The sequence below is a fragment of the Candidatus Thiodiazotropha endolucinida genome (assembly GCF_001715975.1).
In the GTDB taxonomy this organism is placed as follows: Bacteria; Pseudomonadota; Gammaproteobacteria; order Chromatiales; family Chromatiaceae; genus Thiodiazotropha; species Thiodiazotropha endolucinida.
On the sequence record NZ_MARB01000003.1, the window covers coordinates 218,251 to 245,219 of the forward strand.

The following is a 26,969-nucleotide window of genomic DNA, read 5'->3' on the forward strand; positions in this document are numbered from 1 at the left end:
ACGCCAATCACCACATAACAAGCGCTAATGGTATGACGATGTGCATGGCTGCCGCTGAAGCCATTTACTATTCCACTAGCGTTGTTATGTGGTGATTTGCGTATTGTAGCGGCGAAATAATGCTGCTTACATGATTGGTTTTATGATTATTCACGCTAATCCAGCTGGCTCTGCTGTTCCGTCAGTTCCTTCTCCAGTTGCTGGCTGAGCTGCTTAGGTGATCCGCTGTGCCTGGCCAGGAGATGGTACGCGACAGGTACGATATAGAGGGTAAACAGGGTCGCGGCAATGACACCCGAGAGGATGACAGTGCCTATCACAGTGCGTGTCTCAGAACCCGCACCGGCTGATAACAGCAAAGGCAGCGAGCCGGCAGCCGTGGTTATACCGGTCATCACGATCGGGCGAAATCGCACATGGGCCGCCTCTATCAGGGCATCTGAAAATGCCTTGCCCGCATCTCTGAGCTGATTGGCGAATTCAACGATCAGGATACCGTTTTTTGCCGCCAGTCCCACCAGCATGATCAAACCTATCTGGCTGTAGATATTCAGCGTCTGGTCTGTCAGATAGAGACCCAGCAGCGCCCCCGCCATGGCTAAGGGCACGGTCAACATGATAATCAATGGGTGCAACCAACTTTCAAATTGTGCGGCAAGTACCAGATAGACCACCACCACGCCGAGTATCAGCACGAATACGACGGAGCTGCCTGCGGTGTTGTAGTCCCTGGACTGCCCCTTATAGTCGATGATGGCATGGGCGGGCAGATGCTCACGCACCAACCCCTCAAGGTATTCCAACGCCGCACCCAAGGCCAACCCCTGTTTCAGATTGGCCTCGATAGTCAGGGCGCGCACGCGATTATAGCGATTCAGGCTGATCGAGTCGGCGACCTCCCGCAGCGTTACCAGATTGGAGAGCTGCACCAGCTGACCACTGGCTGTGGAGCGGACATAGAGATGATTCAGATCTGTAGGGGTACGCTGATCGTCGCGCTCGCCTTCAAGAATAACATCGTACTCCTCCCCTTGCTCAATATAGGTCGTTACCCTGCGTGAACCGAACATGGTTTCCAGTGTACGGCCGATGGTCTCGACGGTAACACCCAGTTCCGCCGCCCGATCGTAGTCGATATCCACCTTCAACTGCGGTTTGGTCTCCTTATAGTCCCAGTTGAGACCCAGTAGACCCGGATTGTCTTGCTCGATCTGTTGCAGCAGCCTATCCCGCCATTCCGCCAACTCGTCATAGGTACCCCCTCCAATCACAAACTGGATCGGTTTCTGTATGCGTCGGCCAAAGCCCTGGCGCATCACCGGGAAGACCTTCACACCGGGAAGATCGGAGAGGTTTTTTCGCAGTTCATTCATGATCGTCCAGGCACTGCGGCGCGAGTTCCACTCATTCAACACATTGATGACGATACCGCCGTTGAAGATCGCGAAGTTACTGAATCGCCTAGGCGCCCTTACCAGCAGGCGTGTGATTTCGCCGGACTCCACATAGGGCATCATGCGCAGTTCGATCTCATCCATATATTCCTTCATATATTCATAAGAGGCGCCCTCCGGACCGTTGACGATCAAATAGAAGGCACCCCTGTCCTCCTTGGGGGCATACTCATCCGGTATCTGCTGCAACAACCAGTAAGCCATCGCCACGATACCGGCGAACAACAACAGCATCAGCCATACATGACGCATTGCCACATGAAGTGTCTTGATATAGATATCCCGGATACGCCCAAACAATCCGTCCACCCATCGGCTGAGGCTTACCCTGCCGACATTGCCGGCAGGCAGGATCTGAGATGCCAGCATGGGTGACAGCGTCAGGGCGACCAGACTGGAGAAGCCGACCGCTGCTGCCATGGTCAGGGCAAACTCTGAAAAGAGCCGTCCGAGATCACCCCCGAGGAAAGCGATGGGGGTGAACACGGAGACCAACACTACGGTGGTTGAGATCACCGCAAAGGCAACCTGCTTGGCGCCGCGAAAAGCCGCCACAAGCCTAGACTCGCCATACTCCTCCATACGACGATGGATATTCTCCAACATCACGATGGCATCATCCACCACCAGGCCGATCGCCAACACAAGGGCCAGCAGGGTCAGTATATTGATGGTGAAACCGAGTATCAGCAGCACCAGAAACGTGGCGATCAGTGAAACCGGCACCGCCACCGCCGGTACTATCATTGCACGCACGCTGCCGAGGAAGAGAAAGATCACGGTAACCACCAAAAGAATGGCGATAAACAGGGTCTTGTAGACCTCGCTGATAGCCCTCTCAATGAATACAGAGCTATCGAAGCTCTGCTTGATCTCCATACCTTCGGGCAGGTTGGTATTGACCCGCTCCATCTCTGCCTTGGCCGCCTCGGCCACAGTCAGGGTGTTGGCGGTGGACTGTTTGATGATACCGATACCGACCATCGGCACACCATTGCCGCGGAAGAAGGTACGCGTCTCTGCGGCACCTTTTTCAACCCGGGCCACTTCACCCAGCCGCACCAGATAACCATCATCTCCCCGGGCGAGCACCAGCCTGGCGAAATCGTCAGCGGAGTGAAATGTCCGGTCCACCCGTACCGTGAATGCCCTGTCGACGGAATCGATGCTCCCGGCGGGTAACTCCAGATTCCCGGCGCGCAAGGCCTGCTCCACATCGGTTACCGTCAAGCCGCGTGCCGCAAGGGCCTGTCGGTCGATCCAGATGCGCATGGCAAAAGTCTGGCCGCCGCCCACCCGCACCCGGGCCACGCCATCGAGCACCGAGAAGCGATCAACCAGGTAGCGCCGCGCATAATCGGACAGCTCGGGTACGGTCATCCGGTCACTGACCAGGTTGAGCCACATGATGACATCTTCATTACTGTCGACCTTCTGGATCTCCGGCGGCTCGGCTTCCGACGGCAAGTTATCCAGAATGGCCGATACCCGGTCACGCACATCATTGGCAGCACCGTCTATGTCCCGCTGCACGTTAAACTCGATGGTCACTGCGGAACGTCCATCTTCACTCACCGATGAGATAAATCGTATCCCTTCGACACCGGCGATTCTATCCTCGATCAATTGGGTGATACGCGTCTCCACCACATTGGCGGCCGCACCGGGATAGATCGTCTCCACTGAAACGATCGGTGAATCGATATTGGGGTACTCGCGCAACGGCAGCTGATCGAAGGCAACCAAACCGAAGGCAATCAATAACAGCGAGAGGACAGAAGCGAAGACCGGTCTTTTGACTGAGATGTCAGAAAGGATCATGGCTTGCCCTTGGTGGCCTTGACCAATGGCTTGAGTAAGGCATCGATGGCAACCTCGCCTTTCTGCACGCCCTTGATACGTACCTTCCCATCGGCCTTGGCCTTATCCGTGCCATGGGTGATGACACGCTCACCGATCATCAATCCGCTGACCACCTCAACCTCACCGGGGCGACGTGATCCGATGGAGATTTTCCTTTTCTCCACCCGATTCTCTTCACCCTCAACAACGAAAACAAACTGATCGCTACCCTTTGGCATGAGCGCAGACTCGGGTATCAGCAGGGTACGACGGGGATTGTGCAACAGCTCGACTGTCATCAGCATGCCCGGTTTCAACAATCTCTCCGGATTAGCAATCATGGCTCGCACCAGGACCGAGCGATTGACCGGATCGACCCGACTATCCACGACCTTCACTTCACCCTCGAAGATACGATCCAGGAAGGCTCGACTGCGGGCACGAATCATCAAGCCGGGTTGCAGATCCGCGAGATAGACGGATGACACAGCAAATTCCAGCTTCATGGTGGTGTCATCGTCCAGGGTGGTGATGGTATCGCCGGTTTCCACCAATGCGCCGACACTGATGTTGCGCAGACCGATGACACCAGAAAAGGGCGCTGTGATCAGCCGATCCGCAAGACGGGATTCTATGGCCGCCAGGCGAGCGCGAGCGGTATCCACTTCGCGCCGTCTCTGATCGAGCAGTGACTGCGCCTCGATTCCCTGAGATTCGAGCCGACTGACCCGGTTATATTGGCGCTTGGCCTCATTGAGAGTGGCCCTGGCCTCCTGCAACAGGGCATGCTCCTCACTGTTTGTCATCTCCACCAACACCTGTCCGGTCTCAACCCGCTCACCGTCATCGAAATGAATCGCGCTGACTGTCTCCGTCACATTCACTGTCAATTCGACCGATTCATTCGCTCTGAGTGTACCCAATGCCTCAATCCGCTCGATGAAATCATCCTCGATGACTTCCGCAACGATTACCAGGGGGGCCGGCTTTTCCGCACCCCAGCCGGACGTGGAGATCAGTATTAAAAACAACAGGTATGGCCAGACCAACAAGCCATTGGCGGAATATTTTCCAGTCATGGGAGTCACAAGCGTCACATCCACATTGTTTCTTACCGGAAGAAAATTGGCGGCAGAATCCCAACTGATTGTCTCAGTCAGCACCCCTTTGAAATTTAACAGTGCAGTGGCTATTGAAAGTCTATTCACTATATCCCTCAGCGGGAGAGGTTTTATTGATAATGGGTTTGATAGCATTTTGAGAGCATACCTGCCGGTCGAGTTCCATGGCGGCACAATGCGGGTCAGAATCCTCCAAACGCTTTCAGGACCTGTTAACACTAACCCAATGCGCTCTGTTGTGCCTGAAGGGCTGGGGCTGTTTTCGCCACCAGCCGCGTTATCATTGGCTCATGTAGGATGACTACATCTCGCTCATTCTGCCCCGCTTGGCACAATAACAGCCCCAGCAGGGCGTATTGGATGAGTGTTAACAGGCCCTAAGCCCGACAAGGATATAATGATAGCTGCCGATGGAGTAGCTTAAACATGTAATTTAGCAATATCAGGGTATATGGCGTTTCGTGACAGCCGCATTGGTATCAGATCTCATCCCAAAGGCCGGGCATGGATTTCATCCACCCTCCTTTTTTTTTTCAGTGCATGATTATCGCAATTCAGGTGCTCGGTTAATATTCACCCGATCCTGCGGTGTGACGAATAGTCAGTCAATTGCGCCAGATCATTCAGATATACCATTCTCAAGGTATGCTAATGCGCACTGTATGACTGTGGGCTTTATACAGCACACCTGATTTGATCCCTCAGAAGGTATAGAATTTCGAGCAATGACAATGGGATGGCTTGTATTCACAGATCTTGACGGCACACTATTGGATCCCAATAGTCACGATCATCATGAGGCGCTACCCGCGCTGCAGCGGCTCAGAGAACAGCATATTCCGGTCATCCCCACGTCAAGCAAGACCTATGCTGAACTTGCTGTTTTAATGCAAAGACTTAGACTCGAAGGGCCCATGATCGGTGAGAATGGCGCCGTTATCATCTATCCCGGTGAGGCCCCACAGATTGCTCCTCCAGGTTATCTGCAGATCCGTGATTTTCTCGTCGATAGCCGGACAAATCCCAGCTACGACACCCTGGGATTCGGAGACATGACCGTGGATGAGGTCATGGCATATACCGGACTGGAAAAGGAGATGGCGCAGCTCGCCATGCACAGACTCGGTTCAGAGGCGTTTTTCTGGCAAGGCAGCGATGCCGGACTAAGTCAGTTCCGGCTGGATGTCACCCATGCTGGTTTGCGACTTTTACAAGGTGACCGATTCCACCACCTGTTGGGTGATACGGACAAAGGCAAGGCTATCGGATATGTGACCAGACATCTGAAGCGGAACGGATATGCTGTCACCAAAACCCTAGGCCTGGGTGACAGCAACATTGATCGGGAGATGCTGCTGGCAGTCGATATTCCGATCATAGTACGCAAACCTGACGGCACTCATATCACACTTGAACAACGACCTGATGCCATAGTCACTGAGCTACCCGGCCCTGCTGGTTGGAATCAGGCGATTCACCATCTGTTGCAACAGGCATGAGACCCTAGGGCCTGTTAACACTAATCCAATCGGCCCTGTTGTGCCTGAAAAAACGCCAATCAAGGCGCGAGGAGAGAGGTTTGGTCACTCCAAATGAACGACAAGCAACGCCGAGTGGCGCTTTTTCAGGCGCACCCCAAGGGCACTTCCTTCGGGGCGCAACCCGAAGGGCTGGGGCTATTTTTCCGCCCAGCGGCGTTATCATTCGCTCATGTAGCGTAACTACACCTCGCCCATTCTGCCTTGCTGGACAAAAAAATAGTCCCAGCAGGGCCGATTGGATTAGTGTTAACAGGCCCTAGCATGGCACCCTCGTTCAAGGTTTCGATTTCACAATCCTCATCGACTCACCAGCCCTCCCATTGAAGAGTTGGAGCGGAAATACGTCTCCGTAAATAACCAGGCACAGGATCATCGAATTGATCTATGACGCACTCCCATTAACTTCCGGCCAATGCCTGATGCCGGGTCGGCACAATTTCCGTGGAGAAATAATGCTGCGGATTAATAGCCTACTGACCCAAAAAATCTTTTTATGAACAATTGGTTATAGAAACCTACTATATTCAATATCTCTTAAGTATAAAAGAGTTGATTTACATCAACATCGGGTTAGAAAATCACCGGTTTATCCTGCTATTTTTAAAAGACAACAACAACAAAAAACACGGCAAAATGCACACCAAGGAGACCAACATGAGGCTTGAACACCCCGATATAGCCGATCCGCTTGAGGCGGTAAAGGCTAACAGGACCATCGAAGTAGACGGTCGGATGATCGCCATTGATGATGAAGGGTATCTAATCGACTTCGATGACTGGAGTCCTGCAGTGACTGAAGCCCTAGCAGAAGCCGCTGGTGTAAAACTGACCGAAGAACATTGGTTGTTGATCGATTTTCTGCATCGTTTTTACAAAGAGTATGAGATCGCACCGGAGATACCGATCCTGGCCCGCAATCTGTGCAAGGACCAAAACGATTGCCGCTGGACCAAACGCTATATTGAGACCCTTTTTCCCGGTGGCGCAAAGATGGCATGCCGTTTTGCTGGCCTGACAAGGCCTGTCGGACGCAGCTGCCTGTAGTCGACAGACCTTCACAGTCTGGCGTTACCCGGCAACATGAGCAGTAGTATCACAGGGGCGCCTTGCTCAGGGATTCGTGTACTCTTTCCTAGGCACTGTTAACACTGATTCATCCGGCTCTGTCGTGCCTGATAAAACACCTGTGATGGCGTGGTATAGTTTGGAAATATCCAACTGAACAACGGACCACACAGGGTGACGCCTCTTTCAGACACACCCCAAGGGCACTTCCTTCGGGGCGCAACCCAAAGCACTGGGACCATTTTCACGCCCGGCGGTGTTATCATTCGCTCATTCCACTTTGCTGGATGAAAAACGGCCCCGGCAGAACTGATTGGATTCATCCCAGCTGGCCCTGAACAATCGGGACAAAAAACCTTGAACCATGACTCTCAAGCCGCAAGTCGCACTACAGCCCACACACAATCCAGACCGTCCGAGGCGTTACACCATTCCGGCCGCGCTGCTGTTTATGCTCTTTTCCTCTCTGCTGCAAGGGGAAGAGCTGGGGCAGGTGAGTACCAAATTCCGGGTTGTCGGTCCCAACGATAAAATTATCATCGAGGCCTTCGATGATCCGGCTGTTCCCGGTGTCACCTGCTATCTGAGCAGGGCTAAAACAGGAGGCGTCGGTGGCGCCATCGGTATTGCAGAGGACACCTCAGACGCCTCGATCGCCTGCCGACAGACGGGTCCGGTGAAGCTGGCCGCAGACATTCTGAACAAGTCACGGGATGGTGAAGAGGTCTTTAAACAACGCACATCCATTTTGTTCAAAACGATGCAGGTTGTCAGGTTCTATGATGAAAAACGCAATACCCTGGTCTATATGACTTACAGCGATAAACTGGTGGATGGCTCGCCGAAAAACAGCATCACAGCGGTTCCACTCTATCGACCGGCACCACTCCCGGTACCCGGCCCGAACAGCCAATGAACCAACCGCTGCATACCGGTCGCCTGGTGCTGACACCGGAAGATCCCTATCTGCTGCCTGATGATCCTGAAGCTATCCTCACCAAACTACATGAGATAGGTTTGATAGAAGGTGCCCTGGAGAGTGGCCCGGGATATCTGCTGGGGGAACATTTCATGCAGCTGGTGACCTTCATGGGGTGCTCTCCCTATATCCGCTTGCAAGCGGATGCGTCTGGCGAACCTTTCTGCCACCTATTACAAGACGGCCCTTACCCCCGCCCCAAATTGCTTTGCGGCACAAACACTCAGCCCCCTCGTTGCGAGGCCTGCCGCAAACGATTGAGTGAGTGGCGTGACAGCTTCGAATCCTGCCTGACGGGTAATGACAGCTGCAAGGTCGGCTGTCCCCATTGCGGTCACCGCCAGGATCCGTTTACCTACGACTTCAGGCAGAGCGCAGGTTGCGGACGCCTGTTTCTATTTGTGGAAAACATCTTCCCCCAGGAAGCGATCCCATCACCCACACTGCTCACGGCTTTGGAACTGGCTTGCATTGGGCATCCGTGGCGCTATTTCTATCAGCAGATATGATCTCCGGGTTGAACATCCCGGGCTTTGTCCCCTGGGCTCTGATTTGTTGCCGACGCTTAACCCAACTGACAACGGTTTTTACCGGCCTTCTTCGCCTCATAGAGGGCCTTGTCCGCCCGTAAAAACACGCTATCGATTGAATCACTCCCGGTAAAGGGCGCGATACCGCACGAAATGGTCACCGGAACCGGTTTTCCGGCTGAATGAAAGCCATTGGTCTCCACCGACCTGCGCATCTCATCAGCCACCTTCAATGCCTCGCCACCTTTGGTACCGCAAAGCAGGCAGACGAACTCCTCACCACCATAGCGGGCAATGAAGTCAGTTACTCTGAGGCGTGACTGAAGACTCTTTGCGATGACCCGCAGGGCCTTATCTCCGGCCTGATGACCAAAGCGATCATTGATCGATTTAAAATCATCGATGTCCCAGACCAGCATACAGAGAGGGTCGTTGAATCGCTTCCAGCGGGCATACTCTTGCTCCACCCGCTCTTCGTAGGCCAGGCGGTTGGGCAATCCTGTCACGGCATCAATCAGCGCCATATGATGGGCCTCGACCATGCGTGAGCGCAATTCGCTGGACTCCTTCTCCAGTTTCGCCAACCGATGTTTCAACTCCTGCTCACTCGCTTCGGTTTTTCGGTGCCACTGTTTCTCTTCCTGAAGGTAGTCATCGATATTACTCTGGATAAGGCTCAAGCGGTCACGCACGGCCGTCTTCAACTGTTGCAGATCGGTCGCCGCCTGGACACTTTCACCCAGATCACCGACATGGCCGGTCACCTTCTCGCTCAAACTCCGACCGTGCTCGATAATCTGATTTCGTCCATCGTGGGCACTTTGCAGATGCACACCCAGATCCTGCAGGCGCTGGGTCAATTCTTCCAGAAAATCCTCTGCCTCTTTGATCTCCATCTGAACCTGGCCATAGGATTTTGCCGAGAGTTCGAGCAGATCACGCAGGACTTCCGACCAGGCATCGGTTGATGCCTTTCCGTCGAGACGCCGTTTCAATTGATTGATTTCATCTCCCCAATGCCCCGGCCACGAGGCCTGCTCCAGTAGATTGAGCAGAATATCATTAGGTTTCGGCCCCTGCTCATGTTCACCTTGAGGTCCACCCAGCAGACGTTCGAACAACCCTGTCTTTTTCACTTTTACGGGCTGTTCTCTGCTCAAGAGCTGAACCAATCGGGAGAACTGACCAATTTCCATCTGTGACGGATCATCGGCCAGCTGATGCATAAGCCCAGCCGCTTCCTGTGCCTCTTTTTTGTTTAATTGGAGGGAATTGAGCAGCTTGATGTAGTCGCCTGTCGTATCGACATCCTCTTCACCGGCATCTTCCGAGAAGTGGAGCAATCCGTCCGACAGAGCATTCAGTTTACTCTTCAGTTTATCGTTGACACCACCGCGGACAGCGTCACGGACCCCCTTCAGGTGGGGGTCCAGGCGGGAATCGAGACCGTTGGCTGCAAGGGTCAAGCGTATGATGGTGCGAGTCAGTAACTCCTTCAGCTCGCGGTTGGCTTCATCCTCGCTTTCATGTTGGCGCAGTAGATCTTCGTATCGCTCTTTCCAGTCTTTCTCATTCATCGCTTATCGCCATTCTCGCGAGAGTATGTAAAGCGTAACCGTAATGCTGTCAGCAACCAAATCCAGGTATTGTCGAGGAAATCCCTCATGCGGCCATGGGCAGCACAACATCTTTCGGCAATTCGATCTCCAGACTGACCGGCAAGTGGTCCGAGTGTGCATAGTTGAGCACTTCCGACTTGGCCACTTTCAGGGTGGGCGAGGCCAGGATATGGTCCAGCTTGCGACTCGGGCGCCAACTGGGGAAGGTCATCATGTCGCAGGGACTGCCTTGCAGGTTGGTCCGTTCGATCAGGTAGCGAAATTCCTGAGAACTGCAGCCACAGTTGAAATCCCCCATTAATACCAGATGTGAGTAGTGAGATACCAGATCACTGACATAGGAGAGCTGACGCAGACGTGCCCGACGGCCCAATGCCAGGTGCATCATGCAGATACCCAACGGCTTCTCGTTGGTCTCAAACTCCATCAACACGGCACCACGGCCAGGTAATCCGGGCAGTCGGTACTCTGAAATGATGCTCGGCTCAACCCGGCTGAGCACACCGTTGCTATGTTGAGCCAGCTTGCCCAACTTTCGATTCACCTGCCGGTACCAGTAGGGAAAGCCCGCATGCTCGGCCAGATAGGCGGTCTGGTCGATAAAACCGCTGCGCAGACTGCCTGAATCGACTTCCTGCAGCCCCACCACATCGAAATCCTTCAACAGATGCGCAATCCGATTCAGGTTCCCCAGCTGCTGCTTATGCGGCAGCATCTGTTTCCAGCCACGGGTGACATACTCATGGTAGCGCCTGGTATCGGCGCCGGCCTGTATGTTGTAGCTGAGCAGGCGCAGTCTGTCTGCACCGTCCAGCATGGACTGGTTCTGAATGATTTGATTGTGCATCGTTATACTGGCGCGTGTTTTGATTATTACCTCGACTGCACTAGTCTTTACGGCAACACAGGCTTAAAACTTGAGTGTCATCGCACAAGTTGCTAATACAATAGCATGCAAACGTAAAAAGGCGGCCATAAGCCGCCTTATTGTATCGGTTATCGGTACGAAAATGGTGATTACCTGCTCAAACCCTGTACATACTGGGCAACCGCCGCCATCTCTTCGTCACTCATACGGGACGCAACTCCCTGCATCATCTTGCTCGCATCGTTGGTGCGCTTGCCGTCACGAAAATCTTTCAGCGCCTTTTCCACATAGGGAGCATGCTGACCGGCTATACCAGGAAAGTTGGCTTGCGGGTTACCTGATCCAGCAGGGCCGTGGCAGGCCATGCAGGCAGCCACGCCGGTCTCTAAATTCCCGGCCCTATAGATCGCTTCGCCGGTTCTGACCTTGTCCGCTGCAGCCTCACCGATCTGCCGTTTCTGACTGGAGTAGTAGGCAGCCAGGTCTGCAATATCCTGATCGGAGAGCGGCATTGCCATCGGTGACATGGTTTGATCGACACGGGCGCCCGATTTAAAGTCCTTGATCTGCTTCTCGATGTATCTTGGAGACTGTCCCGCAATTTTCGGCCACAGGGGATTGATAGGGCTATTCCCATCAGCGCCATGGCATCCTGCACAGATTGCAGCCTTGTTTTTTCCCTCATCTGCATTCCCGGCGGCATGGGCCAGGTTGAAACCGATGCTAAGGGCGATAATTGCGGTTATGAACCATTTATTCATGATCAATCCTGCTCTAAATTCTGCTGGATATGTTGAAATTCCGAGCTTTGCTGTCCCACACTCCCATCGGAGGAAACCTCGAAAGCCACCAAAAAAGCTGCGAAACTATAGCAGAATTTTCTAATAAAGGTCAAAATCAGACACTCCGATTCGCCATAGGTTCTATCTATGCAGAAAGACCCCGACCAAACCATCGTGAAGCGCTGTTACGCGGTTATCTACACCCCCAGCCAACGCCGCAAGCGCTTCCCGGAAAACTGCGTACAACCGTTCGCCAGCGCTGAAGATGCCCTGGCAGCCGCCTCTGAGCAGAAAGACCGTCACGCAGCGGAGGTGATGGGGCCTTCACGCTCGTCCGAAGGATTTCGCCTCTATTACCTGTTGAGATGGTTATAGTCACTGCCCCATCCCCCACGAATCCCGCTCACACCCTGAGCTTACCCATCTCCTGCTCGATCGCCATGCCATCCAGGGTTTCGAAATCTGATCGACTGAATGTGGTAATACCGCCGGCGAGTTCATACCAGGCAAAACCATTCGTCCAGGGCGCATGCTGATAATGACCTTGCCGTTTGCGTGAGAGGCAGTAGAGTCGGCCTGGCCGAAAGATCAGATTATAACTGGTCTTCCGTTCATGCAGTGTCCGTATATGCGCCCAGGCCGCAGCTGCAGAGCTGAACACCTCGCACGACAGGGGGTAATGCAATCTACCACCATTATGGTGCCAACACGCCCTTTCAATAGGCAAAGGAGATGAGCGCACATAGAATTGAAAATGAAGGTGATTAACGGAAGCGTAGGCACCATAGCTGTTGTAGGCGATACCCAGCCCCGGCAATCCTGACCCCAATTCCTCTGCCAGGGACCAGACATAGTCATGGTATCCGGCACTCAACAGTTGTGGATGTCGGGCACGCCTGTCCGGTACCAGCAACCCATGCAGCGGTGCGAAGGGGAATTTATTATAGAGCAGTTCGACCTCATTCCCCCGCAACTCCCCCGCCCAGAGGACCTCTTTACGAAGATAGGGCTTATTGAAGTTGAAACCGTTTGGGTCGAAGGGACGACTGATTCCCTGCACCGGCTGACGGCTCATGCGAGAGGGCCGAAATGCCCGAACGTGATTGAACTGCAGCTCCCACTCCCCCGATTCGCGAAATTCGGTGGCTTGTATACCCTCGAATCCGATCGCCATCAGTTTCAGGAAGACCAGTTGATCATCCTCGGCGCCAGCCAGTTCACGGCCTCCGCTCAAGGCTTCCCGGCAGTATGCGGACAGGTTATCGAAACGGTGAGCCAAATCCCGCTTGAGTATCTGATAGATATCAGTATCAAAACAGGCGTTGGCATGCACCAGGATGTAGCTGCCGAGACCGGGATTGCTCAGCAACCGCTGCAACCCGGAAGTAAACGCCTGTTTCAGTACCTCAAGGGAGTTAAAGGGAGGCGCAGTAGTCAACTATCAATGCATATGGCGCTGGTGGCCATCCTGTTTCATGCGCATCTGCAATTTACGCACCGGGGCATCCACTTGCAGGCTCGATCCATCCTCGAAGGTCAGCGTCAACGACACCTTCTCATCCTGGACCAGTTTCTGCTTCAGACCGATCAGCATCAAATGCAGCCCACCGGGCTGCAACTTGACCATCTCGCCAACAGGCAGATCAATCTTCTCCACCTTGCGCATACGCATCATCCCCTCTTCCATGGTATGGGTATGCAACTCCACCACTTCTGCGGCAGGACTGCTGGCAGCCGTCAAGGCACTCCCCTCTTTGCCCATATTGTGCAAACCCATGAAAGATGCAGAGTTCGGCTGACCCGGCGGAACAGCCCTGACATAGGGATCGTCCACCATAATACCGTCAGCGACATTCCCCGCGACAGCTGCCTGACCGGCACAGATGAGAAACAATCCGACTAGAGAAAAACGTTTGAAACAGGACATCTTGCTGAACTCCTCGTGCGTATCACTATCTTCAATCAATCTTCGACGGAAGTAGCCGTATATGGCTGACTCAAAAGCTGACGAGAATGACATCAATGCCTACTCCAAGGCAATCCAAATCGAAGTAAATTATGTCAATTCATGACATTTATAGGCCATTTGACACAAGACGTGTCATTTGACCTATCCGATAGATCGCAATTTCTGTTTATTTGAACAAAAAAAAGCGCCTGACACTGGAGCAGGCGCTTTTCCGACATCCAATTTGGAAGGACGTTCTGGATCAGAGCGTCAACAGCCAGTCAACGATGACCTTGATGTCTTCATCACTGACATGCGCATTAGGCGGCATAGGTACAGGACCCCATACACCGGATCCACCCGCCTTAACCTTTGCGGCCAGCATCTCGGCGGCACCTTCCTGGCCCTTATATTTGGCAGCGACCTCTTTGTAAGCAGGTCCGACTACCTTGGTTTCAAGCTGGTGGCAGGCCATGCAGCCACGTTGAGTCGCGAGTGCCACAGGATCAGCGCTAGCAGTTGCCACGGCGCCCAGAGACAGAACTGTCGCGCTGGTTGCCAGTAGCATCATCTTCATCTTATTCATCTTATTCATCAGGTATTATCCTCTAAATTCAAACAGTTATCACTCACACACCTGAAGGGAACAGTATCACCCTTCCCTTAAACCCGGCGGATTATAAAGTAAATGGACCACCATTGGCTATCAAAGACAATTATCAATCGGGTTAGTTTACATTAAATCACAACACACTTTACCCCATTGACAACAACTTAATGACACACTCACAGTCATGAAATTCCATTTAGCAATCAACTTGTTACAAAGATCAGGCAAATCAATGAGCACCATCCTTGTCTGCTAAATGGGCCAGATAAAGCGCCAATCCAAGCAGGGCGATACCACCCGCAAATTGCAGGAGATCCATGGGCGTGGAGAATTCCATGCTCAGCGCAAACTCAAAATAGCGCACCACCAGAATCATCATCACGACCTTCGCCAACCGGCTCTTGAGATCATCCAGACTGGTGATCATCAGAACATTCGAGGCACTCTCAGAGTTCTCAGCGTATTCGATTTTACTGATGAACAGTTCATATAGGCCGAGGGAGAAAATCAGTAGTACCGTAGCCAGCAGATAACCGTCCACGATCTCCACCACATGGGTAACAGTGGAGGATCGTAAATCGATCCTTTGCTCTGCGCTCAGCGAAGGGGAGGCGTAATCTCCGAGGTGAGAGATCATGTAGACAGCGTCCACCGAGGCCATATAGAACATTGCGATGGCCGCAGCCATGCTTGCCACAACGGCAGCCAGGACTACAAGCCGGCTGCTCCAGAGAATCTTTTCAAACTTCTTTTCCACAATTCACCACACTCAGTTTGTCGTCGGACTATTATTCCCAGCTGCCGTCCAGACTCAAGTCTTTTCCCGCCCCAAAACCATCCGCAGGCCGCACGAACAGACAACGTCGCACTGGATCAAAAACAGTGAAATGATATCATCTGCCTCTTTTTTGCCAGGATCATACCCAAATGCCAGTTTTCTTACCCGGCCAGCGCTGGATCAGTGATAGCGAATCGGAGCTGGGTTTGGGCAGTGTCGTTGAGTGCCAAGGACGCACCGTCTCCATCCATTTTCCCGCAGTGGGAGAAACCCGGGTTTACGCCCGACAAGGGGCTCCCCTGACACGGGTCGCCTTTTCGGTCGGAGACAGGGTTGAAAGCCGTGATGGTGACACGCTGCTGGTCTCCCGCGTGATCGAGAAGAACGGCTGCCTCAACTATCTGGGAGAAGATCAGACCGGCAGCCAGGCCTCACTGGCAGAAGCGGACCTGAACGACTCACTGCGTATCGACCAGCCCCAGCAGCGCCTCTCCGCAGGCCAGATCGACCCACCCCACTGGTTCAATCTGCGCTATCACACACTGCGCCGGTTCGGACGACACCTGCAGTCCCCCATACTCGGCCTGGGCGGACCCAGGATCGATCTGATCCCTCATCAGCTATATATCGCCCACGAAGTGGCCAACCGGCCAAATCCTCGGGTATTGCTGGCCGACGAGGTGGGACTTGGCAAGACCATCGAGGCCTGCCTGATACTGCACCATCAACTCATGACAGGGCGCACAAGCCGAGCCCTGATCCTGGTACCCGACCCCCTGGTACACCAATGGCTGGTGGAACTGTTACGGCGTTTCAATCTCAAGTTTCGCATATTCGATGAGGAGACCTGCCAGGCTATCCAGGATTCGGGACAGGCCGATAACCCCTTCCACGCTGAGCAGCTGGTGCTCTGCAGCCTTGATCTTTTTCATCACAATACTCAACGCCTCAGCCAGGCCCTGGATGGTGGCTGGGATATGCTGATTGTGGACGAGGCGCACCATCTGACCTGGTCCGCAGACGATCCCAGTGCCGAGTATCTACTGGTTGAGGCCCTGGCGCTTAAAACACCGGGAGTGCTGCTTCTGACCGCCACGCCGGAACAGTTGGGGCGGGCAGGACACTTCGCCCGTCTGCGACTGCTCGATCCGGATCGCTACTACGATTTGCAGGCGTTTCAGGAGGAGGAGCACCACTACCAGCCTGTTGCAGAGGCTGTCGAGCAACTGCTCCGGCACAACAGGATAACGAAGGCGGCTGCAAGTCAACTGTGGGATATCCTGGACGAGAGTGAACAACAACCCCTCCTGACCCTGCTCGAAGAGAACGATACCGATGAAGCACAGCGGGATACGGCCAGGGAAACCCTGATTTCAATGTTACTTGATCGACACGGTACCGGTCGTGTGCTGTTTCGAAACACCCGCGCCGGTGTCAGCGGCTTCCCTAAACGGGAGTTGCACAGCTACCCACTACCCTTGCCTGTGGAATATGAGGGGGCAGGGATAGAAAGCGATGTTCCCGCGGAGCTGAGCCTTACCCCTGAACGTTTACATGCCGACCGGGGACACCCCGCCTGGTGGCTTGTCGATCCCCGGGTTGCATGGGTGATCGAGCAGCTGAAACAACATGTTTCCAGGAAATACCTGCTGATCTGCGCCCATGCCGAGACCGCTATCGAGCTGCAGGAGGCCATCAGGGTGCAGACCGGGATCGGCGCCGCCCTGTTTCACGAGGGGATGAGCATCATCGAGCGTGATCGTTCTGCAGCCTGGTTCGCCGACCCGGAGGGGGCCAGGTTGATGATCTGCTCCGAGATCGGGAGCGAGGGGCGCAACTTTCAATTCGCCCACCACCTGATCCTCTTCGATCTCCCGCTCGATCCGGATCTTTTGGAGCAACGTATTGGCAGACTCGACCGGATCGGCCAGAAAGAGACCGTACGAATTCATCTCCCCTATCTGGAACCGGGTCCGCAATCGGTTCTGCTGCATTGGTACAGGGATGGACTGGATGCCTTCAGCCACCCGGTGCCTGGCGCCCATGAACTGTACAAACAGCTCAGTCCGGTACTATGGGAATCACTCGAGGGTATCGCTGGGGAGGGCAATCTGGAACGGCTCCTGGAAGAGACGCGACAACTCAGGGAGGCGACCCAACTCCGCCTGCAGCAGGGTCGCGACCATCTGCTGGAGTTGGGCGCCTGCCGTGAGCCCACTGCCAGCTGGCTGGTCAAGGAGCTGCGGGCGCAAGACCGATCCCATCATCTGCGCAACTATCTCGAGCAACTGTTCAACAGTTACAATATCGACACAGAGGAGCTGGGATCAGGCTTTATTCTGCGTCCTGGGGAACAGGTTATCGCCGGTCAGCTGCCAGGCCTGCCAAGTGAGGGGATGACGGCTACCTACAGTCGCAGCGATGCCCTTGCCCATGAGGAGCGTCAACTGTTGACCTGGGAACATCCCCTGGTCAGCGGGGCTATGGAACATGTCATCGGTCAGCAGACCGGTAACAGCACTGCTCTCGCCAGCAAGCATGCCAAACTGAAAGCGGGACAGCTTCTGTTGGAGTCCCTGTTCGTGGTCAAGTGTCTGGCTCCGCGCAAACTGCATGTCGCCCGATTCCTGCCACCGACACTGATCCGCATCCTGCTCGATGCCAACGGCAAGCGATGGGATCAACTGATCGGTTGCGACGATCTGCTGGAGAATGCCCAGCCCCTGGAGACACAGACCCTGCTACCGGTCATCAATAGTTACCGTCAACAAATAAGAGCAATGGTCGAGCAAACTGAAACCGCAGCCCATCACAGCATGGAGCCACTAAAAAACAGTGCCGTTAACGGGATGATGGAGCACTACACGGAAGAGATACAACGGATGATGGCACTCAGGAAACACAACCCGGGAATACGCGAGGAGGAGATCCGCCTGATGCAGGATCAGGGCCTTGCGCTACATAAGCATCTGCAGGCCGCCAGGGTGCGTCTGGATGCAGTGCGCCTGATTGTCACGTTGTGACCCGAAACTGTTTACGTAAAAAGCAACCCGATTACCCATCATGCTCAACTATCTGCTTTAGCCTACTTCTCCGTCACTGAGGGTGCTGTGTATGCAGGCCGCAAATTGACGCATAATATTAATAATCCGCAAATATACGCGAATAGACACAATCTTAGCGGTTTAATCAAAAAGCTTAGGTGAGACAGTCATCACAGGTCTCGTGACACACTCAATCGGAAAAGGGTGTTGCATAAACTGTAAGATTGGGTCCATCCAATCAACTTTGTTGGAGAGTTAATAGATAGATTTGCGTTCATTTGCGGACTTAGAACTATTTGGCGAGTATTTGCGGCTTGTTTGCAAAGATCACGATCACCTGACCGGCGGCTGAGTATCGTGAGTGACCAGTTAACTGAACAAAGTGGGCAGCCGGGAAAGACTATAAGAGAAGCAATAGTTGTGTGCTGAACTCACCTACTCGAAGAGTTTCTCGATGGGGTATGGCCGGCAGATGCCATAGCCCTGGGCGTAATCGATTCCGATATCTTTCAGGCGATGCAAAACGCTGTCGTTTTCCACAAACTCCGCGATAGTCTCCAATCCCATGATATGCCCGATCCGGTTGATAGCATCCACCATCGAATCATCGATTAGGTTATCGAGCATCTCTTTGACGAACGCCCCGTCAATCTTCAGATACTCCACCGGCAGATGCTTGAGATAGCTGAAAGATGAGAGGCCGCTGCCGAAGTCGTCCAGAGCGAATTCACAGCCGAAACGCTGCAGCGTCCGCATGAAGTGCTCGGCTGAGGTCAGATTGGATATGGCCGCTGTTTCGGTGACTTCGAAACAGAGCATCCCCTTTGGAATGTCATAACTTTTAATTCTGTCAAGGATCATCTGTAGGACATTTTCATCACATAAAGAGTGGCCCGACAAATTGATAAAAAAACGCCGTCCCGCCGCGAGACACACCTCCCGATTATCAACCATATAGCGTATAAGTCGATCGATCACCCAGCGGTCCACATTCGGCATCAGACCGAACCTCTCCGCCGCTGGAATAAAGGCCCCGGGAAGGATCAATTCACCCGACTCGTCCAACATGCGAATCAATACTTCCACATGCTCTGCTGCTTTGTTGTTGATCGACTTAATGGGCTGTACATAGAGCGTGAAACGGTCTTCATCCAGCGCGCTACGTATATGGGTTACCCATTTCGCCTCACCGTGCCGCCTGGCGGCAGAACTCCCGAGAGGGTCGTAGATATGGATTTGGTTCCTGCCCTCTTCCTTGGCGGAGAAGCAGGCCGAATCCGCCAAACTCAAAATCTGTTCCAGATTATTGCTCTGATTGTCGATCGGTACCATGCCGATACTGACACTTTGCGAAAAGCTCTTATCTCCATAGACAAAGCGAAAACCCTGGATTGAAAGACGAATGCTGTCCGCGATCCGCTCAGCCGCATCAATGGAACACTGTGACAACAGTATGCCGAACTCATCTCCGCCCAATCTGGCCAGCAGATCGCTGTTACGGATGGAACGTTTGATCAGACTGGCCAGTTGACGCAGCAATTCATCGCCTGCGGCATGGCCACAGTTATCATTGACGATTTTGAAGCGGTCAATATCGAGATAGAGCAGGCAATGCACACAGTCCTCTATCCCGGACTGCTCCAATAAAGCGGTCAATTGACGATCAAATTCGGTTCTGTTGTAGAGCCGGGTTACCGGATCATGACTCGATTGCCAGCTCAACTGCGCCGCCAGTTTTCTTGATTGACTGGTGTCTTTGAAAACCAGCACGATACTCTCCAGATTCCCCGCTTCATCCTTGAGACTGGTAATCGATTGCTGTACCGGCAGACTCAAGCCCTCTCTGTGCATCAACACCAGCTGACATCCTTCGTTGTCGACGATCTTTTCAAATGGAAGCGGTTTTTTCTCCATATCCGATTCGTCGAAAACCCGATACACCTCTGTCAATCGACGTCCCGTCATCTGTCGGTTGGAATAGCCTGTCATCCCTTCCGCAGCCAGATTGGCAAATTCGACCCCGCCAGACGCATCGAGCAGAATGACAGCATCTTCCACAGATGAGAGCATCGCACGAGTCCGCTGTTCCGCCATGGTGTTCGTAGTCAGCTTATCCCGTTGGACCAGCGTTGAGTCGATTTCACTGATCTGCACCAGACAGTAGCCCGGGTGCATCATCAGCGGCTTGACACTGACCCGAATAAAACAATTCTCATCGATTCTGAATAAGTGGCGGGAACCGGAGAGGGAGAAATAGGTCTGCAGTGATCTATCGGATTGAGGCAACTGCGCTGCAGTGAGCACCATTTTAAAGAAACGGGGTCCGGCCAGCTGTGGGATAAGCGCTTCCAGCGGTTCGCTGAGCGCCTCTTGATCCGTCTTTCCGGTAATGTCAGATAGATGTCGATTCCAGGCAACCACCCGGCGATCGTTATTTATGAGGCAGAGCCCAACATCGCAAGCGTCGATCACTTCCTGCAACTGCACCAGATCACTCCGACTAAAGACCCCTGTCTGCAGTGCCTCTGTTGACCCCTTCCCCTGCACGGCCTTACCTCTCGAAAAAACTTTATATCGTAGTCATAAATACTCAATGAGATATGCAGCGGCCGAGTCTTTCAGCGCCTGGTCTTCAGTTCCTGAATCTATCCGCCGTATCAGGCGGTTAACAATGATAGGAAACATCAGGTCATTGTCCTTATTATTCCGCATTCGAAGACCTGCCCGTAAGCAGGTTGACTTGATATAGGATCGGCCGACCCTTACTGGAACTTTAATCCACGATGGTGAATCAGGGGTTAGATGAAGTGAGCGGCATATGGTTAAAGCAGTTCGATCTCTTGTCGCTTCAATGAACGATACCCTCCCGGCACGAGAGACTGATCCAATGACAGCCCTCCAATCGACAGCCGGTGCAGCGCCACGACACGATTTCCCAGTGCCGCAAACATACGCTTCACCTGGTGGTATCTGCCTTCGGTGATCGTCAGGAGCAATACAAGCTCCGACACCTTCTCGATGGTTGCCGGTTTTGTGGGTTTGCTTTCGCCCTTCAGCAACAGACCCGCCCCCAGGCCGGAGACCTGTTCCGCCGTCAGCGGCTCAGCGAGTGTGACACGGTATGTTTTGGGGCAGTGATTCGAGGGAGCGGTGATTCGATGCGACCATTGGCCGTCGTCGGTAACCAACACCAATCCCGTGCTATCGATATCGAGCCGCCCTGCGATATGCAGCGCATTCCGCTTGGGGACGTCGAATAGATCCAGAACCGTCCTTTGACTGGGATCGCGGGTGGCGCAAACCACGCCCAGGGGTTTGTTGAGCATGAAATAGCGTGGCAAAGGCGGGGACAGCAAGCTGTCGTCGAGGGTCACCTCGGCCTGCACATCCACCTGGCTGGCGGGTTGTGTGACCGGAGCGCCCCCCACACTGACCCTGCCCCCCCGGATGATGCTGCGCGCCTGGGACCGGGTCAGATCGGTGGTTTGGCAGAGATATCGATCAAGTCTCATAGCTCCTTATAGATCTCACCACCCTGCTGTTTGAACTCCACCGCCTTCTCCTGCATTCCCTGTTGCAGCGCCTGGTCCTCGCCAACCCCTTGGGAGCGGGCGTATTCCCTCACATCCTGGGTGATCTTCATGGAGCAGAAGTGAGGCCCGCACATGGAACAGAAATGGGCCACTTTATGGGCCTGGTGGGGGAGTGTCTCATCGTGAAATGCCATTGCCTTCTCGGGATCGAGGCTGAGGGCGAACTGATCGCTCCAGCGAAACTCGAATCGCGCCTTGGACATGGCGTTGTCCTGCAACTGGGCACCGGGAAAGCCTTTCGCCAGATCCGCGGCATGAGCGGCAACCTTGTAGGTAATGATCCCTTCGCGCACATCCTCTTTGTTGGGTAGCCCCAGGTGCTCCTTGGGTGTCACATAGCAGAGCATGGCGGTACCGTACCAGCCGATCTGCGCAGCGCCGATTCCGGAACTGAAATGGTCGTAGCCGGGGGAGATGTCGGTGACCAGGGGGCCTAGGGTATAGAAAGGCGCCTCGAAACAGTCCCGCAGCTCCTTGTCCATGTTCTCCTTGATCATCTGCATCGGCACATGACCCGGCCCCTCGATCATTACCTGCACGTCGTGTTCCCAGGCGATCCTGGTCAGCTCACCCAGGGTCTCCAGTTCGCCGAACTGGGCAGCATCGTTGGCGTCGGCCAGGCAGCCGGGACGCAGACCGTCACCCAGGGAGAAGGCCACGTCGTAGGCCTTCATGATCTCGCAGATCTCCTCGAAGTGGGTGTAGAGAAAATTCTCCTGATGGTGGGCCAGGCACCATTTGGCCAGGATCGAGCCGCCGCGGGAGACGATGCCGGTGACCCGCTCGGCAGTCAGAGGGACATAACGCAGCAATACGCCGGCATGAATGGTGAAATAGTCGACCCCCTGCTCCGCCTGCTCGATGAGGGTATCGCGCATGATCTCCCAGCTCAGCTCTTCCGCTTTACCGTTGACCTTCTCCAGCGCCTGGTAGATGGGCACGGTGCCGATCGGCATGGGGGCGTTGCGCAATATCCACTCCCGGGTTTCGTGGATGTTTTCGCCGGTGGAGAGGTCCATCAGGGTATCGCCGCCCCAGCGGGCCGACCAGGCCATCTTCTCCACCTCCTCCTGTATGGATGAGGTAATGGCACTGTTGCCGATATTGGTATTGATCTTGACCCGGAAGTTGCGGCCGATGATCATCGGTTCCAACTCGGGATGGTTGATATTGGCGGGAATGATTGCCCGTCCGCCCGCCACTTCATCGCGCACGAATTCCGGGGTGATCTCATCGGGGATACGGGCGCCGAAGGGTTCACCCTGATGCTGACGCAGCAGTTTGGCATAGCGCGGATCATCACGCAGCTCCTGCAGGCGGCAATTTTCCCGGATAGCCACGAACTCCATTTCGGGGGTAATGATTCCCTGGCGGGCATAGTGCATTTGGGTGACATTTTTCCCGGGTTTCGCCCGCCGCGGGGCATGAATATGTTCGAAACGAAGATGGGCAAGGGCCGGGTCGTTCTGCCGGACCCGGCCGTATTCCGAACTGGGGCCGTCAAGCTGCTCGCTGTCACCACGCTCCTGAATCCAGCCGGAGCGGAGGTCGGGCATCCCTTTGAGCAGATCTATCTTCTGCGCCGGATCGGTGAAGGGGCCTGAAGTATCGTAGACAGGGATCGGCGGATTCTCCTCCGCCCCGAAGCTGGCGGCTGTCGCCTCCTGGCTGATTTCACGCATCGGCACACGGATATCCGGGCGGGAGCCATCGACATGGATTTTGCGAGAATTGTAGAAGGAGCCGGTCACCGCTTCGGAAAGCGTGGTGGTCTTTTTGATGAAATCTTCAGGGATTACACTCATGCTCGAAACCTCGCTGTGGCAGAGACGAAGATGAGCCCAGTAAGGTTTCAGCTTCCCTCCGCCGGTATTAACCGGATCAGGTAGTAAGGGTCTTTCTCAGCCCAAGACGGCCACCCGCCACGGACACCCCCAGCCTGCCAATCAGGGCAGTATAACCCGATTCCACAGCGGTGAACCAAGATTAATCGGATGACGGTTCGACAGAACACGCGCAGTGATGGCGGCAATCATCCCAAGCCAGCCAGGCGCAATAAAAGATAAGTTTTATAAACAGCAAGTTAGCTCGACAAATAAAGCCGGCCATTCAATCCTGAGGTCAGATATCTGTATCGAAATACCCCACAGAATGACGGAGTCCGGCCCGCGTGATCGGATAAAATCACTCAGGAGAATCTTGCCCGGAGGTAATAAAATACGTAGTCTTAATCCTCTGCCGCATTAAACCATATTAAAAACCAGGATATTTTCATGATGGCGAACAGCTTCGAGAAAGCACGATTCAACATGGTGGAACAGCAGATCCGCCCCTGGGAGGTACTCGATCCGCGCGTACTCTCGTTGATGGAATCTCTTCCACGGGAACATTATGTTCCCCAATCCTACCGGGATCTGGCCTATGCCGATATCGAGGTCCCCATCGGACAGGGGCAGAAAATGATGTTCCCCCGAATCGAAGCCAAATTGATGCAGGCCCTGGCCATCCAACCGACAGACAAGGTACTGGAAGTGGGTACCGGCAGCGGTTACCTCACAGCCTGTCTGGCAAACCTGGCTCAAGAGGTCGTCTCCATCGACTTCCACAACGAATTTACCGAGCAGGCCAAAGAGAAACTCGGACAGCAAGGTATTCGAAATTTCACCCTGATCAACGGAGATGCCCTTGCCGACCCGCTGGAAGAGGGGCCTTTTGACGCGATAGCCGTCACCGGCTCCCTGCCCACCAGTCAACAGGCTGAAATCTTCCGTCAACAGCTGAATGTTGGCGGGCGACTGTTTGTCGTCATCGGCACGGCACCGGTAATGGAGTGCATGCTGATCACCCGGCATGCCGATAAGATCTTTCAGGAAGAGAGCATTTTGGAAACGGAGCTGGCACCGTTGATCAATGCACCGGCACCCGTGGTGTTTGAGTTCTAACCTACCAGCCTGTTGCTGCTCCCCGGTTAAATTTCGCAGCACAGCGAATAACTATAAAAGTGAGGGAGATCATGTCTAAAAGCAAGTGTGAATTACCGTTGACCCATGCCAAAACCAGTCAGCTGTTGATCATCAATACTCAGGAGAGGCTGACGAAGGCAATGCCAAAGCTCGACCTGGACCAAATGGTTACCAATATCGTCAAACTCAGCCAGGCGGCTAGTGTGCTGGAGGTACCCATCATTCTATCCGAACACTACGGCAAGGGTCTGGGAAACACCCTACCGCAAATCGCCAAACACCTGCCGCCGCACACAAAGGCAAAAGACAAACTGACCTTCTCCTGTTGTACCGCCCCGGGATTCGAAGAGGAACTGACGGAAAACGGCAATCGCAAACAGGTTGTAATTGTCGGTCTCGAGGCCCATATCTGTGTCCTGCAGACTGCATCCGGGCTGCAACAATGGGGTTATCAGGTGTTCGTGGTTGAAGACGCCATCTCTTCACGCAATCCCCATCACCGTAAAAACGCACTTCAACGGATGCGTTTAAATGGCGTTCAGATCACCAACAGTGAATCGGTAGCTTTTGAATGGATGGGGGACGCCAACAACCCGAAGTTCAAAGAGGTCTCTCTGCTGTTTCGCTGAATCCACAGGGAACGGCAATCGAGTATGCGGACCGGCAGTCGTGCCTAGATATTGGACTTATCCCTGAGCCGCTGCTGAAGCCTGTTCGCAAGCAGATCGTAACCCCTGAATCGCATTTCCGCGATCTCTCCACTCTGTTCATAGATATAATTGAGACGTCTTAATGCACCGATTGCGTGAGGGGTGAGCGATCTGCTCAGCAGTGCCTCCGCCAAACCAATATGGATACGGTAGGCGTCGATATAGGCTATGTTTTCACTGCCGCCCTGTTTATTCAGCAGCTTCTCAAACTGGTGATATTTTTCCACTTGCCGGATATGGTATGCGCGATTATAGAAAAGGTCGGCTACCGCAGCCACTTTGCAGCTTTTGGCGATTGAAAGAAGTGCCTCAACGCGATAGCCCTCATATGCACCCGGTTGCTTGCAGGCGACATGTTCATCGGCTGATAACGGGGCCCCCGAAAACAGCAAAAAAAGTACCCCAACGATCCATTGCCGCATGATTGTGTTACCCCATTGCTACAATAAGATGACAATATTATTGACATCTATAGTCCATGACGGTGTTATCGCAAGTGGGATAATTACCTATTTATTCATACAGAATTGAAAAATCAGAGATAGACAATAGCGCACGAATACAATTGATGAGAGTTACTGAAGTCGACCTACGATTATAAATTCATTGTGTCACTTCCCACTCCTCGACATCTCCTTTGCGGAGTTCGAATAATGGGTGTGGCTTTATGGTTGATGTTTTTCTAACAGCCGCGTAGGCAACAGGGTCCCGCTCTTTTAGCTTTTTCAATAAATGCTTGAATTCATAGTTTATTTGACCCTCTGTGACATACAACTGAGTACGCATGCTTTTATTGAGTATTTTACTTTTATCGAATTTGTAACCACGTTTTTCGGCCTCACCGGCAATTTGCCGTAGATAGGTCGCAACGGCCCCAAGCGGATTCCTTGACTCCTTAAACCTGGTAAGTTGAGGATGGTTGACATAACCGACGGTATTACCCTGCAAAACTTTTTGTGCCAACAGCGCTTCTCTCCACAATGCCACCAAACCCTTTGAATCCAGATACTGTGGATGGAGTGACCAGAGTCTCATGTTATGCTGACCAGTTCAGTTATGAATCCTGTCAACTCCAATCCGAACGGACCGGGTTCAATACATGGTATTGCCATTCTTGGTCACACTCGGTATCTGTTGTATTGAATCCCAGTGCTCGACTATCCTGCCTGCTTCATCGAAGCGAAAGAAATCCATGGTCACATACTCATCGTTCCCCGGCCATGTTTGATGTGTATGGAGGGCCACCAGATCACCCTCGGCTACAACGCGAACAAATTCGATCTCTTTTTCGGGATATGATTTGGCCATCTCCTCGAAGTAGTCGATGAATGCCGCCTTACCATTCCCTACCAGTGGATTGTGTTGAATATATTCTGTCCCCACATACAACTCGACAGCTTTCTTGGGGTTGCCCAAGTATGCTGTCCGGTAAAACGCTATCGCATTATGTTTATTGGCTTCCAAATCTTGCATCATCCCCCCCAGAAGAGACCGTTCGATTTTCACAAATTCCATTGTTGTC

At 53.5% G+C, this 26,969-nt stretch carries 23 protein-coding genes and 1 riboswitch; of the genes, 8 read left to right on the plus strand and 15 right to left on the minus strand.

The genetic code is table 11. The annotated features are described in order from the left end of the window. Window positions 1-155: 155 nt before the first annotated feature. Together CODIS_RS03640 and CODIS_RS03645 are read right to left on the minus strand one after the other, a co-directional pair. Window positions 156-3,275, minus strand: a complete 3,120-nt coding sequence (locus CODIS_RS03640; RefSeq protein WP_069121363.1) for an efflux RND transporter permease subunit — start codon at window positions 3,273-3,275, stop codon at window positions 156-158. Further along, on the minus strand, window positions 3,272-4,504 hold the full coding sequence (locus CODIS_RS03645) for an efflux RND transporter periplasmic adaptor subunit (protein WP_235615118.1): 1,233 nt from the start codon (window positions 4,502-4,504) through the stop codon (window positions 3,272-3,274). The genes CODIS_RS03640 and CODIS_RS03645 overlap by 4 nt, the downstream gene beginning before the upstream one ends. A 644-nt stretch (window positions 4,505-5,148) precedes the next feature. Between CODIS_RS03645 and CODIS_RS03650 the strand changes: the two genes are divergently transcribed. From CODIS_RS03650 to CODIS_RS03665, 4 genes are all read left to right on the plus strand, one after another. Then, entirely contained in the window at window positions 5,149-5,916 is a 768-nt protein-coding gene (locus tag CODIS_RS03650) for an HAD-IIB family hydrolase (RefSeq protein ID WP_069121512.1), read from the plus strand. Between the two features lie 696 nt (window positions 5,917-6,612). Beyond that, window positions 6,613-7,002, plus strand: coding sequence for a TusE/DsrC/DsvC family sulfur relay protein (locus tag CODIS_RS20390; protein WP_162420124.1), 390 nt, complete (start codon window positions 6,613-6,615; stop codon window positions 7,000-7,002). Window positions 7,003-7,387: 385 nt separating this feature from the next. After that, complete coding sequence (locus CODIS_RS03660) at window positions 7,388-7,939, plus strand: CreA family protein (protein WP_470259998.1); 552 nt, start codon at window positions 7,388-7,390, stop codon at window positions 7,937-7,939. Further along, window positions 7,936-8,511 carry a hypothetical protein gene (locus CODIS_RS03665; RefSeq protein WP_069121364.1) on the plus strand — a complete coding sequence of 192 codons (576 nt, stop codon included), beginning with the start codon at window positions 7,936-7,938 and terminating at the stop codon, window positions 8,509-8,511. Before CODIS_RS03660 ends, CODIS_RS03665 begins: the two co-directional genes overlap by 4 nt. Window positions 8,512-8,567: 56 nt before the next feature. On the opposite strand, the gene CODIS_RS03670 is transcribed toward CODIS_RS03665, so the two are convergent. The 3 genes from CODIS_RS03670 to CODIS_RS03680 all read right to left on the minus strand — a co-directional run bounded on the left by CODIS_RS03670 (window position 8,568) and on the right by CODIS_RS03680 (window position 11,780). Further along, window positions 8,568-10,109: a GGDEF domain-containing protein gene (locus CODIS_RS03670; RefSeq protein WP_069121365.1), complete on the minus strand. Its 1,542-nt coding sequence runs from the start codon at window positions 10,107-10,109 to the stop codon at window positions 8,568-8,570. Between the two features lie 85 nt (window positions 10,110-10,194). Beyond that, a complete protein-coding gene (locus CODIS_RS03675; RefSeq protein ID WP_069121366.1) occupies window positions 10,195-10,998 on the minus strand; it encodes an endonuclease/exonuclease/phosphatase family protein in 804 nt (267 codons plus the stop codon). 170 nt (window positions 10,999-11,168) lie between these two features. After that, on the minus strand, window positions 11,169-11,780 hold the full coding sequence (locus CODIS_RS03680; RefSeq protein ID WP_069121367.1) for a c-type cytochrome: 612 nt from the start codon (window positions 11,778-11,780) through the stop codon (window positions 11,169-11,171). A gap of 168 nt (window positions 11,781-11,948) precedes the next feature. Between CODIS_RS03680 and CODIS_RS03685 the strand changes: the two genes are divergently transcribed. Beyond that, the gene (locus CODIS_RS03685; protein WP_069121368.1) at window positions 11,949-12,176 is read left to right on the plus strand and encodes a hypothetical protein; all 228 of its coding nucleotides are present in this window, start codon (window positions 11,949-11,951) and stop codon (window positions 12,174-12,176) included. Between the two features lie 28 nt (window positions 12,177-12,204). Here CODIS_RS03685 and CODIS_RS03690 read toward each other — a convergent pair whose 3' ends face one another. The 4 genes from CODIS_RS03690 to CODIS_RS03705 all read right to left on the minus strand — a co-directional run bounded on the left by CODIS_RS03690 (window position 12,205) and on the right by CODIS_RS03705 (window position 15,116). Then, window positions 12,205-13,239 carry a GDP-D-glucose phosphorylase 1 family protein gene (locus tag CODIS_RS03690; protein ID WP_069121369.1) on the minus strand — a complete coding sequence of 345 codons (1,035 nt, stop codon included), beginning with the start codon at window positions 13,237-13,239 and terminating at the stop codon, window positions 12,205-12,207. A 3-nt stretch (window positions 13,240-13,242) separates the two neighbouring features. Then, complete coding sequence (locus tag CODIS_RS03695) at window positions 13,243-13,821, minus strand: copper chaperone PCu(A)C (protein ID WP_235615119.1); 579 nt, start codon at window positions 13,819-13,821, stop codon at window positions 13,243-13,245. 190 nt (window positions 13,822-14,011) lie between these two features. After that, window positions 14,012-14,344, minus strand: a complete 333-nt coding sequence (locus CODIS_RS03700; protein WP_305782083.1) for a c-type cytochrome — start codon at window positions 14,342-14,344, stop codon at window positions 14,012-14,014. A gap of 244 nt (window positions 14,345-14,588) precedes the next feature. Beyond that, complete coding sequence (locus tag CODIS_RS03705; RefSeq protein ID WP_201259005.1) at window positions 14,589-15,116, minus strand: YqhA family protein; 528 nt, start codon at window positions 15,114-15,116, stop codon at window positions 14,589-14,591. A 170-nt stretch (window positions 15,117-15,286) separates the two neighbouring features. Here CODIS_RS03705 and rapA point away from each other — a divergent pair, with 170 nt between their 5' ends. After that, window positions 15,287-18,160 (plus strand): RNA polymerase-associated protein RapA, encoded by a 2,874-nt coding sequence (gene rapA, locus CODIS_RS03710; RefSeq protein WP_069121371.1) that lies wholly within the window; start codon window positions 15,287-15,289, stop codon window positions 18,158-18,160. A 456-nt stretch (window positions 18,161-18,616) separates the two neighbouring features. Here the strand turns inward: rapA and CODIS_RS03715 are convergent, their stop codons facing one another. From CODIS_RS03715 to thiC, 3 genes are all read right to left on the minus strand, one after another. Continuing rightward, window positions 18,617-20,728, minus strand: coding sequence for an EAL domain-containing protein (locus CODIS_RS03715; protein WP_069121372.1), 2,112 nt, complete (start codon window positions 20,726-20,728; stop codon window positions 18,617-18,619). A 275-nt stretch (window positions 20,729-21,003) separates the two neighbouring features. Beyond that, entirely contained in the window at window positions 21,004-21,693 is a 690-nt protein-coding gene (locus CODIS_RS03720) for a pseudouridine synthase (RefSeq protein ID WP_069121373.1), read from the minus strand. Continuing rightward, a complete protein-coding gene (gene thiC / locus CODIS_RS03725; RefSeq protein WP_069121375.1) occupies window positions 21,690-23,579 on the minus strand; it encodes a phosphomethylpyrimidine synthase ThiC in 1,890 nt (629 codons plus the stop codon). The genes CODIS_RS03720 and thiC overlap by 4 nt, the downstream gene beginning before the upstream one ends. Window positions 23,580-23,615: 36 nt before the next feature. Next, window positions 23,616-23,720: riboswitch (TPP riboswitch) on the minus strand. A gap of 327 nt (window positions 23,721-24,047) precedes the next feature. On the opposite strand from thiC, the gene CODIS_RS03730 reads away from it, so the two are divergent. Together CODIS_RS03730 and CODIS_RS03735 are read left to right on the plus strand one after the other, a co-directional pair. Continuing rightward, window positions 24,048-24,716, plus strand: a complete 669-nt coding sequence (locus CODIS_RS03730; RefSeq protein ID WP_069121376.1) for a protein-L-isoaspartate O-methyltransferase family protein — start codon at window positions 24,048-24,050, stop codon at window positions 24,714-24,716. Window positions 24,717-24,787: 71 nt separating this feature from the next. Continuing rightward, window positions 24,788-25,366, plus strand: coding sequence for a hydrolase (locus CODIS_RS03735; protein WP_069121377.1), 579 nt, complete (start codon window positions 24,788-24,790; stop codon window positions 25,364-25,366). A gap of 44 nt (window positions 25,367-25,410) precedes the next feature. Here CODIS_RS03735 and CODIS_RS03740 read toward each other — a convergent pair whose 3' ends face one another. The 3 genes from CODIS_RS03740 to CODIS_RS03750 all read right to left on the minus strand — a co-directional run bounded on the left by CODIS_RS03740 (window position 25,411) and on the right by CODIS_RS03750 (window position 26,962). Then, window positions 25,411-25,869 carry a hypothetical protein gene (locus CODIS_RS03740; RefSeq protein ID WP_069121379.1) on the minus strand — a complete coding sequence of 153 codons (459 nt, stop codon included), beginning with the start codon at window positions 25,867-25,869 and terminating at the stop codon, window positions 25,411-25,413. A 181-nt stretch (window positions 25,870-26,050) separates the two neighbouring features. Then, window positions 26,051-26,482 carry a pyrimidine dimer DNA glycosylase/endonuclease V gene (locus CODIS_RS03745; protein WP_069121381.1) on the minus strand — a complete coding sequence of 144 codons (432 nt, stop codon included), beginning with the start codon at window positions 26,480-26,482 and terminating at the stop codon, window positions 26,051-26,053. A gap of 57 nt (window positions 26,483-26,539) precedes the next feature. Further along, window positions 26,540-26,962, minus strand: a complete 423-nt coding sequence (locus CODIS_RS03750) for a nuclear transport factor 2 family protein (protein WP_305782084.1) — start codon at window positions 26,960-26,962, stop codon at window positions 26,540-26,542. Window positions 26,963-26,969 lie beyond the last annotated feature (7 nt).

What these genes read in the sequence shown, in the direction of transcription:
- CODIS_RS03640 (WP_069121363.1), bottom strand. Translation starts at nt 3,275, where the DNA reads ATGATCCTTTCTGACATCTCAGTCAAAAGACCGGTCTTCGCTTCTGTC.
- CODIS_RS03650 (WP_069121512.1), top strand. Translation starts at nt 5,149, where the DNA reads ATGGGATGGCTTGTATTCACAGATCTTGACGGCACACTATTGGATCCC.
- CODIS_RS20390 (WP_162420124.1), top strand. Translation starts at nt 6,613, where the DNA reads ATGAGGCTTGAACACCCCGATATAGCCGATCCGCTTGAGGCGGTAAAG.
- CODIS_RS03660 (WP_470259998.1), top strand. Translation starts at nt 7,388, where the DNA reads ATGACTCTCAAGCCGCAAGTCGCACTACAGCCCACACACAATCCAGAC.
- CODIS_RS03665 (WP_069121364.1), top strand. Translation starts at nt 7,936, where the DNA reads ATGAACCAACCGCTGCATACCGGTCGCCTGGTGCTGACACCGGAAGAT.
- CODIS_RS03670 (WP_069121365.1), bottom strand. Translation starts at nt 10,109, where the DNA reads ATGAATGAGAAAGACTGGAAAGAGCGATACGAAGATCTACTGCGCCAA.
- CODIS_RS03675 (WP_069121366.1), bottom strand. Translation starts at nt 10,998, where the DNA reads ATGCACAATCAAATCATTCAGAACCAGTCCATGCTGGACGGTGCAGAC.
- CODIS_RS03680 (WP_069121367.1), bottom strand. Translation starts at nt 11,780, where the DNA reads ATGAATAAATGGTTCATAACCGCAATTATCGCCCTTAGCATCGGTTTC.
- CODIS_RS03685 (WP_069121368.1), top strand. Translation starts at nt 11,949, where the DNA reads ATGCAGAAAGACCCCGACCAAACCATCGTGAAGCGCTGTTACGCGGTT.
- CODIS_RS03695 (WP_235615119.1), bottom strand. Translation starts at nt 13,821, where the DNA reads ATGTCATTCTCGTCAGCTTTTGAGTCAGCCATATACGGCTACTTCCGT.
- CODIS_RS03700 (WP_305782083.1), bottom strand. Translation starts at nt 14,344, where the DNA reads ATGAATAAGATGAATAAGATGAAGATGATGCTACTGGCAACCAGCGCG.
- rapA (WP_069121371.1), top strand. Translation starts at nt 15,287, where the DNA reads ATGCCAGTTTTCTTACCCGGCCAGCGCTGGATCAGTGATAGCGAATCG.
- CODIS_RS03720 (WP_069121373.1), bottom strand. Translation starts at nt 21,693, where the DNA reads ATGAGACTTGATCGATATCTCTGCCAAACCACCGATCTGACCCGGTCC.
- thiC (WP_069121375.1), bottom strand. Translation starts at nt 23,579, where the DNA reads ATGAGTGTAATCCCTGAAGATTTCATCAAAAAGACCACCACGCTTTCC.
- CODIS_RS03730 (WP_069121376.1), top strand. Translation starts at nt 24,048, where the DNA reads ATGATGGCGAACAGCTTCGAGAAAGCACGATTCAACATGGTGGAACAG.
- CODIS_RS03735 (WP_069121377.1), top strand. Translation starts at nt 24,788, where the DNA reads ATGTCTAAAAGCAAGTGTGAATTACCGTTGACCCATGCCAAAACCAGT.
- CODIS_RS03740 (WP_069121379.1), bottom strand. Translation starts at nt 25,869, where the DNA reads ATGCGGCAATGGATCGTTGGGGTACTTTTTTTGCTGTTTTCGGGGGCC.
- CODIS_RS03745 (WP_069121381.1), bottom strand. Translation starts at nt 26,482, where the DNA reads ATGAGACTCTGGTCACTCCATCCACAGTATCTGGATTCAAAGGGTTTG.
- CODIS_RS03750 (WP_305782084.1), bottom strand. Translation starts at nt 26,962, where the DNA reads ATGGAATTTGTGAAAATCGAACGGTCTCTTCTGGGGGGGATGATGCAA.